Consider the following 8,016-nt stretch of genomic DNA (forward strand, 5'->3'; position numbering starts at 1 on the left):
GGTGTGGATTTATCGTGATTCATGCCGTTTGGCTTAGCGCAGCAGCCGGCTAAAAAAACAGCGGTTGAACGCGTCACGATAAACGCTTTTATTCAACAGGGCAGGGGAAGCAGGTTAACATCCGCCGCGGAAATTATCCGAAAACCTCTGTTACATTTAACGAATAATTCACATTTCATTATCAGTTACATCACTTTAACCGCTGTATTTACTGTGCCGAATAATCACGGCGGAAAATATAACTCTGCAATAAATCGGCGGACGTAATATCAGTTTTACGTTTTTATTGCGGTGGGTGATGTCAATAGAGTGTTTTTATCGAAAATCTGGCGCTAATCCTGGAACAATAATTCTATCTCACTGATAGAAAAGTAAATTACGGGTTTGATTAATTGCGCGGCAGGGGTTAAAAAGCAAATTATCGCTGCCGGGGGTGCTTATAATGTGATCTGAAGCACGCTTTAAAAGCAAGTCTGCCGGGCAATTTCAAGCCTGTTTCGTCAGGCAGGCCGAAGCGGATGTTTTGAAAAATAGCCCTCCAGAAAGAAATTTAAATAATTGTTCACCTTTTCGCTACTTACCGATTGAAATCGCAGGTGCGGCCCGTATAATTTGCACGGCTTTTGCTGCTTGACTCAAAAGAGTAAAGGCAGTCTTATACGACACGCGACATACCCCGTTCGGGGCAGGAGAGTTAAGCGTCATGTCAGTGTCTCTTTACAGTGTGAAATTAGCCCGAACCGTGCTGGTGATCCAGCTGGTGACCTTTGTCGTAATCGGTGCGCTGTTTGCCCTGAAAGATGTCACCTGGGGCGCCTCTGCCATCGCGGGTGGTGCGGCAGCCTGGCTGCCAAACGTACTGTTTATGTTTTTAGCCTGGCGCCTGCAGGATCAAACTCCGGCAAAAGGGCGTGTCGCCTGGAGCTTCGCCTTTGGTGAAGTGCTCAAGGTGTTTGCCACCGTTGTTTTTCTCGTTGTGGCGTTAGGTGGATTTGGAGCGGTCTTCTGGCCACTCGCAATCACCTGGTTATCGGTGCTGGTGGTACAAATCGTCGCGCCGGCTGTAATTAACAACAAAGGGTAAGAGGCATCATGGCCGCAGGAGAGATCTCAACGCCGCAGGAATACATAGGTCATCATCTGACACATCTTCAGATGGACCTGCGTACTTTCGAGCTGGTGAATGCACACGACGCGCCAGCAACGTTCTGGACGTTAAACCTGGACTCCATGTTTTTCTCTGTTGTACTGGGACTGGTGTTCCTGGTGCTGTTCCGTAAAGTGGCGAAAAGTGCCACCAGCGGTGTGCCAGGGAAAATGCAGGCGGCTATCGAGCTGGTCGTTGGCTTTGTTGATAGCAACGTCCGCGACATGTACCACGGTAAGAGTAAAGTTATCGCCCCGCTGGCTCTGACGATTTTCGTCTGGGTCTTCCTGATGAACTTCATGGATCTGCTGCCTATCGATTTGCTGCCGTTTATCGGCGAGCACTATCTGGGCCTGCCGGCGCTGCGCGTCGTGCCGTCTGCAGACGTGAACATCACGCTGTCTATGGCGCTGGGCGTATTTATTTTGATTCTGTTCTACAGCATCAAAATGAAAGGTGTAGGTGGCTTCGCCAAAGAGCTGACGCTGCAGCCTTTTAATCACCCGATCTTCATCCCCATCAACCTGATTCTTGAAGGTGTTAGCCTGCTGTCTAAACCGGTTTCGCTCGGTCTGCGACTGTTCGGCAACATGTATGCGGGTGAGCTGATCTTTATCCTGATTGCCGGTCTGCTGCCGTGGTGGTCGCAGTGGGTGCTGAATGTGCCATGGGCCATTTTCCACATCCTGATTATTTCGCTGCAGGCTTTCATTTTCATGGTCCTCACGATTGTCTATCTGTCGATGGCATCTGAAGAGCATTGATTTTTATCTCAACAACTTAGCTTTTAACTGAAACAAACTGGAGACTGTCATGGAAAACCTGAATATGGATCTGCTGTACATGGCTGCCGCTGTGATGATGGGTCTGGCGGCAATCGGTGCTGCGATCGGTATCGGCATCCTCGGAGGTAAATTCCTGGAAGGCGCAGCGCGTCAGCCGGATCTGATTCCTCTGCTGCGTACGCAGTTCTTTGTTGTAATGGGTCTGGTGGATGCAATCCCAATGATCGCTGTTGGTCTGGGTCTCTACGTGATGTTTGCTGTCGCCTAAAGCCTGTAGCCGTGGTTCACTCATGGCACGCAGTGTGATGAGGAACGGATTCTGCCGTTTATCGCTGATAGCGGCAGAGCAAGTTAACTTAATAAGAGGCATTGTGCTGTGAACATTAATGCAACAATCCTCGGCCAGGCCATCGCGTTCATCCTGTTTGTCGCGTTCTGCATGAAGTACGTATGGCCGCCGATTATGGCTGCCATCGAAAAGCGCCAGAAAGAAATTGCTGAAGGCCTTGCTTCTGCTGAACGCGCGAAGAAAGATTTGGATCTCGCGCAGGCCAATGCGACCGACCAGCTGAAAAAAGCCAAAGAAGAAGCTCAGGTCATTATCGAGCAGGCGAACAAACGCCGTGCCCAGATTCTGGACGAAGCCAAAACTGAAGCTGAGACTGAACGTAACCGCATCGTGTCTCAGGCGCAGGCAGAAATCGAAGCCGAGCGCTCACGTGCACGTGAAGAGCTGCGTAAGCAAGTCGCGCTGCTGGCCTTAGCTGGCGCCGAGAAGATCATCGAACGTTCCGTGGATGAAGCTGCTAACAGCGACATCGTTGATAAACTGGTCGCTGAACTGTAAGGAGGGAGGGGCTGATGTCTGATCTGATTACTGTAGCTCGCCCCTACGCCAAAGCAGCTTTTGACTTTGCTGTTGAGCATCAAAGTATCGACCGCTGGCAGACCATGCTGGCGTTTGCCGCAGAAGTGGCTCGCAACGAACAGATGGCAGAACTCCTTTCCGGTGCATTGGCACCGGAAGCCTTGTCTGCTTCTTTCAACGCAGTCTGTGGTGATCAACTTGATGAACACGCTCAGAACCTGATTAAGGTTATGGCGGAGAACGGACGTTTGACAGCGCTTCCAGCGGTACTGGAACAGTTCATTCAACTGCGTGACGCTTATGAAGCGACAGCCGAAGTTGATGTGATCTCCGCCAGTGCGCTGAGTGACAGCCAGCTGAGTAAAATCAGCGCCGCGATGGAAAAACGTCTGTCACGCAAAGTTAAGCTGAATTGCAAAATTGATAAGTCTGTAATGGCAGGTGTGGTTATCCGTGCGGGTGACCTGGTGATTGATGGCAGCGTGCGCGGCCGTCTTGACCGTCTGGCAGACGTCTTGCAGTCTTAAGGGGACTGGAGCATATGCAACTGAATTCCACCGAAATCAGCGAACTGATCAAGCAGCGCATTGCTCAGTTCAATGTCGTGAGCGAAGCTCACAACGAAGGTACTATTGTTTCTGTAAGTGACGGTATCATCCGCGTACACGGCCTGGCCGATGTAATGCAGGGTGAGATGATTGCTCTGCCGGGCAACCGTTACGCTATCGCACTGAACCTCGAGCGTGACTCTGTAGGTGCAGTAGTGATGGGTCCGTACGCTGACCTCGCCGAAGGCATGAAGGTGAAGTGTACTGGCCGTATCCTGGAAGTGCCGGTTGGCCGTGGCCTGCTGGGCCGCGTGGTTAACACCCTGGGTGCACCCATCGACGGTAAAGGCGCTATCGACAACGATGGCTTCTCACCGGTTGAAGTGATTGCACCAGGCGTTATCGACCGTCAGTCAGTCGACCAGCCTGTTCAGACCGGTTACAAATCTGTCGATGCGATGATTCCAATCGGCCGTGGCCAGCGTGAGCTGATCATCGGTGACCGTCAGACCGGTAAAACTGCGATGGCCATCGACGCCATCATCAACCAGCGCGATTCTGGCATCAAGTGTGTCTACGTCGCGATCGGTCAGAAAGCCTCTACCATCTCTAACGTGGTACGTAAGCTGGAAGAGCACGGTGCGCTGTCTAACACCATCGTGGTTGTCGCTTCCGCTTCTGAATCCGCTGCGCTGCAGTACCTGGCTCCGTATGCCGGTTGCGCAATGGGTGAATACTTCCGTGACCGCGGTGAAGATGCGCTGATCGTGTATGATGACCTGTCTAAGCAGGCTGTTGCTTACCGTCAGATTTCTCTGCTGCTGCGCCGTCCGCCGGGTCGTGAAGCATTCCCGGGCGACGTGTTCTACCTCCACTCTCGTCTGCTGGAGCGTGCATCACGCGTTAGCGCTGACTACGTAGAGCGTTTCACCAACGGTGAAGTGAAAGGCCAGACCGGTTCTCTGACCGCGCTGCCGATCATCGAAACCCAGGCGGGTGACGTTTCTGCGTTCGTTCCGACCAACGTAATCTCGATTACCGATGGTCAGATCTTCCTGGAATCGAACCTGTTCAACTCCGGTATCCGTCCAGCCGTTAACCCGGGTATTTCGGTATCCCGTGTTGGTGGTGCTGCACAGACCAAGATCATCAAGAAACTGTCCGGTGGTATCCGTACCGCGCTGGCACAGTATCGTGAACTGGCAGCGTTCTCTCAGTTCGCTTCCGATCTGGACGATGCAACGCGCAAACAGCTGAGCCACGGTCAGAAAGTGACCGAACTGCTGAAGCAGAAACAGTATGCACCGATGTCTGTTGCACAGCAGGGTCTGGTACTGTTCGCTGCCGAGCGCGGCTTCCTGAACGACGTTGAACTGGCGAAAATCGGCAGCTTCGAAGCCGCTCTGCTGGCGTTCGCCGATCGCGAACACGCGGAGCTGATGGCTGAAATCAACCAGGCGGGTAACTACAACAACGAAATCGAAGAGAAGCTGAAAGGCCTCCTCGAAACGTTTAAAGCAACCCAGTCCTGGTAATGTCTGGCGGCTTGTCTGAAAAGGCAGGCCGCAAGGCTTTGAGGAGAAGCTAATGGCCGGCGCAAAAGAAATACGTACCAAGATCGGAAGCGTGAAAAACACGCAGAAGATCACCAAAGCGATGGAAATGGTCGCCGCCTCCAAAATGCGTAAAACGCAGGAACGCATGGCGGCCAGCCGTCCGTATGCAGATACCATGCGCAAAGTGATTGGTCACCTTGCTCTGGGTAATCTGGAATACAAGCACCCTTACCTGGATGAGCGCGACGTTAAGCGCGTCGGCTACCTGGTCGTTTCGACTGACCGCGGGCTTTGTGGTGGTTTGAACGTTAACCTGTTCAAAAAATTGCTGGCAGAAATGAAAGGCTGGTCTGATAAAGGCGTGCAGAGCGATCTGGCGATTATCGGTTCCAAAGGCGTTTCTTTCTTCGGCTCTGTAGGTGGCAACGTCGTGGCTCAGGTTACCGGCATGGGCGATAAGCCTGCGCTGTCCGACCTGATCGGCCCGGTAAAAGTGATGTTGCAGGCTTATGATGAAGGCCGCATCGACAAGCTGTATATCGTCAGCAATAAGTTTAATAACACCATGTCTCAGACTCCGACCATTACCCAACTGCTGCCGTTACCGCCAGCGGAAGGTGAAGAAGAGATGAAGGCGAAGACCTGGGATTACCTGTACGAACCCGATCCGAAAGCGCTGCTGGATACCCTGCTGCGTCGTTATGTCGAATCGCAGGTTTATCAGGGTGTGGTGGAAAACCTGGCCAGTGAGCAGGCTGCACGTATGGTGGCCATGAAAGCGGCAACCGATAACGGCGGAAACCTGATCAAAGAGCTGCAGTTGGTGTACAACAAAGCTCGTCAGGCCAGCATCACTCAGGAACTTACCGAGATCGTCTCGGGAGCCTCCGCGGTTTAACCAGGCATATATCCCGTCGCGCGAGCGCGGCCGGATATTCTCGTATTAGGTAGAGGATTCAAGATGGCAGCTGGAAAGATTGTCCAGATTATCGGCGCCGTAGTTGACGTCGAATTCCCTCAGGACGCGGTACCGCAGGTATACAGCGCTCTCGAGGTAAAAAATGGTGATGCTCGTCTGGTGCTGGAAGTTCAGCAGCAGCTGGGCGGTGGCGTGGTGCGTACCATCGCCATGGGTTCTTCTGACGGCCTGAAGCGCGGTCTGGAAGTCACCGACCTGAAAAAACCTATCCAGGTTCCGGTTGGTAAAGCAACACTCGGCCGTATCATGAACGTGCTGGGTGAGCCAATCGACATGAAAGGCGACCTGAAAGAAGAAGACGGCAGCGCTGTAGAGGTTTCCTCTATTCACCGCGCAGCGCCTTCTTATGAAGATCAGTCAAACTCGCAGGAACTGCTGGAAACCGGCATCAAGGTTATCGACCTGATGTGTCCGTTCGCGAAGGGCGGTAAAGTCGGTCTGTTCGGTGGTGCGGGTGTGGGTAAAACCGTAAACATGATGGAGCTGATCCGTAACATCGCGGCTGAGCACTCAGGTTATTCGGTCTTTGCCGGCGTGGGTGAGCGTACTCGTGAGGGTAACGACTTCTACCACGAAATGACGGACTCCAACGTTATCGATAAAGTAGCGCTGGTGTATGGCCAGATGAATGAGCCGCCGGGTAACCGTCTGCGCGTAGCACTGACCGGTCTGACCATGGCGGAAAAATTCCGTGATGAAGGCCGTGACGTTCTGCTGTTCATCGACAACATCTACCGTTACACCCTGGCCGGTACAGAGGTTTCTGCACTGCTGGGTCGTATGCCATCGGCGGTAGGTTATCAGCCAACGCTGGCTGAAGAGATGGGTGTGCTGCAGGAGCGTATTACCTCCACCAAGACCGGTTCAATCACCTCCGTACAGGCCGTTTACGTTCCTGCGGATGACCTGACTGACCCGTCACCAGCAACCACCTTTGCTCACTTAGACTCAACCGTTACGCTGAGCCGTCAGATCGCGTCACTGGGTATCTACCCGGCCGTTGACCCGCTGGACTCTACCAGCCGTCAGCTGGATCCGCTGATCGTCGGTCAGGAGCACTACGACGTCGCGCGTGGCGTTCAGTCGCTGCTGCAGCGTTACCAGGAGCTGAAAGACATCATCGCCATCCTCGGCATGGACGAGCTGTCTGAAGAAGACAAACTGCTGGTGGCACGTGCGCGTAAGATTCAGCGCTTCCTGTCTCAGCCGTTCTTCGTAGCAGAAGTCTTCACCGGTTCTCCGGGTAAATACGTGACGCTGAAAGACACCATCCGTGGCTTCAAAGGCATCATGGAAGGCGAATTCGACCACCTGCCAGAGCAGGCGTTCTACATGGTCGGCGCGATCGAAGAAGCTGTCGAAAAAGCGAAGAAACTGTAATAACGGTTTCCCAGGAGGAGTGGTATGGCTATGACTTATCATCTGGACGTGGTCAGCGCGGAGCAGCAAATGTTCTCCGGTCTGGTGCAGCGTATCCAGGTGTCAGGTAGCGAAGGTGAGCTGGGTATTTACCCGGGCCACGCCCCGCTGCTGACTGCCATCAAGCCTGGTATGATTCGCATCGTTAAACAGCACGGCGAAGAGGAGTATATCTACCTCTCTGGCGGCGTGCTGGAAGTACAGCCGGGCAGCACGACCGTTCTGGCCGACACTGCAATTCGCGGTGAAGACCTCGACGAAGCGCGCGCGCTGGAAGCGAAACGTAAAGCAGAAGAGCACATGAACAGCAGCCACGGCGACGTGGACTATGCTCAGGCCTCTGCGGAGCTGGCGAAAGCTATCGCGAAACTGCGCGTCATCGAGCTGACCAAAAAAGCGATGTAATCAGGCTTTATGCGTCACGAAATGCCAGCCCCCCGGGCTGGCATTTTTTTTGCCTGCTGCCGGTGCGCATAAATGCGCACCCTACGAATAGCTATGCTGGTGCCTTGTATGAACGCCATTTATGGCGACCAAATGTCGGTGCGCATAAATACACACGCTGTCCAAAACCGCACAATCACCCCGTAGATACCGTCTTGCCGGTTACCTGGCAAGACATATTTCGGCATCGAACGGACGACCCGATTTCAGCACGCCATAAGCCAGCTGCAGCAGCTTCTTCATCGCCGCGCACACCACGACTTTTCCCGT

9 protein-coding genes and 1 pseudogene are annotated in these 8,016 nt (G+C 53.4%); 9 read left to right on the top strand and 1 reads right to left on the bottom strand.

All coding sequences use genetic code 11. The annotated features are described in order from the left end of the window. Positions 1–703 precede the first annotated feature (703 nt). From atpI to C1Y43_RS23210, 9 genes are all read left to right on the top strand, one after another. Entirely contained in the window at positions 704–1,084 is a 381-nt protein-coding gene (gene atpI, locus C1Y43_RS23170; RefSeq protein ID WP_021508185.1) for a F0F1 ATP synthase subunit I, read from the top strand. Positions 1,085–1,092: 8 nt separating this feature from the next. Continuing rightward, complete coding sequence (gene atpB, locus C1Y43_RS23175) at positions 1,093–1,911, top strand: F0F1 ATP synthase subunit A (RefSeq protein WP_031279833.1); 819 nt, start codon at positions 1,093–1,095, stop codon at positions 1,909–1,911. 49 nt (positions 1,912–1,960) lie between these two features. Then, on the top strand, positions 1,961–2,200 hold the full coding sequence (atpE, locus tag C1Y43_RS23180) for a F0F1 ATP synthase subunit C (protein WP_003849523.1): 240 nt from the start codon (positions 1,961–1,963) through the stop codon (positions 2,198–2,200). A gap of 108 nt (positions 2,201–2,308) precedes the next feature. Continuing rightward, the gene (gene atpF / locus C1Y43_RS23185; RefSeq protein WP_021313757.1) at positions 2,309–2,779 is read left to right on the top strand and encodes a F0F1 ATP synthase subunit B; all 471 of its coding nucleotides are present in this window, start codon (positions 2,309–2,311) and stop codon (positions 2,777–2,779) included. 14 nt (positions 2,780–2,793) lie between these two features. Next, positions 2,794–3,327 carry a F0F1 ATP synthase subunit delta gene (atpH, locus tag C1Y43_RS23190; protein ID WP_021508187.1) on the top strand — a complete coding sequence of 178 codons (534 nt, stop codon included), beginning with the start codon at positions 2,794–2,796 and terminating at the stop codon, positions 3,325–3,327. A gap of 14 nt (positions 3,328–3,341) precedes the next feature. Continuing rightward, a complete protein-coding gene (gene atpA / locus C1Y43_RS23195; protein WP_021508188.1) occupies positions 3,342–4,883 on the top strand; it encodes a F0F1 ATP synthase subunit alpha in 1,542 nt (513 codons plus the stop codon). Between the two features lie 52 nt (positions 4,884–4,935). After that, positions 4,936–5,802 carry a F0F1 ATP synthase subunit gamma gene (gene atpG, locus C1Y43_RS23200; protein WP_021508189.1) on the top strand — a complete coding sequence of 289 codons (867 nt, stop codon included), beginning with the start codon at positions 4,936–4,938 and terminating at the stop codon, positions 5,800–5,802. Between the two features lie 63 nt (positions 5,803–5,865). Continuing rightward, a complete protein-coding gene (atpD, locus tag C1Y43_RS23205) occupies positions 5,866–7,263 on the top strand; it encodes a F0F1 ATP synthase subunit beta (RefSeq protein WP_021508190.1) in 1,398 nt (465 codons plus the stop codon). 24 nt (positions 7,264–7,287) lie between these two features. Then, positions 7,288–7,707 (top strand): F0F1 ATP synthase subunit epsilon, encoded by a 420-nt coding sequence (locus C1Y43_RS23210; protein ID WP_021508191.1) that lies wholly within the window; start codon positions 7,288–7,290, stop codon positions 7,705–7,707. 201 nt (positions 7,708–7,908) lie between these two features. Here the strand turns inward: C1Y43_RS23210 and C1Y43_RS23215 are convergent. After that, positions 7,909–8,016 (bottom strand): annotated as a pseudogene (locus tag C1Y43_RS23215) (IS110 family transposase); the annotation flags it as partial.

It is taken from the genome of Pantoea sp. ICBG 828 (assembly GCF_002928355.1).
Taxonomy (GTDB): domain Bacteria; phylum Pseudomonadota; class Gammaproteobacteria; order Enterobacterales; family Enterobacteriaceae; genus Pantoea; species Pantoea dispersa.

Excerpts from the sequence above, each read along its gene's own strand:
- atpE (WP_003849523.1), top strand. The coding sequence starts at position 1,961 with ATGGAAAACCTGAATATGGATCTGCTGTACATGGCTGCCGCTGTGATG.
- C1Y43_RS23210 (WP_021508191.1), top strand. The coding sequence starts at position 7,288 with ATGGCTATGACTTATCATCTGGACGTGGTCAGCGCGGAGCAGCAAATG.
- atpI (WP_021508185.1), top strand. The coding sequence starts at position 704 with ATGTCAGTGTCTCTTTACAGTGTGAAATTAGCCCGAACCGTGCTGGTG.
- atpG (WP_021508189.1), top strand. The coding sequence starts at position 4,936 with ATGGCCGGCGCAAAAGAAATACGTACCAAGATCGGAAGCGTGAAAAAC.
- atpA (WP_021508188.1), top strand. The coding sequence starts at position 3,342 with ATGCAACTGAATTCCACCGAAATCAGCGAACTGATCAAGCAGCGCATT.
- atpD (WP_021508190.1), top strand. The coding sequence starts at position 5,866 with ATGGCAGCTGGAAAGATTGTCCAGATTATCGGCGCCGTAGTTGACGTC.
- atpB (WP_031279833.1), top strand. The coding sequence starts at position 1,093 with ATGGCCGCAGGAGAGATCTCAACGCCGCAGGAATACATAGGTCATCAT.
- atpH (WP_021508187.1), top strand. The coding sequence starts at position 2,794 with ATGTCTGATCTGATTACTGTAGCTCGCCCCTACGCCAAAGCAGCTTTT.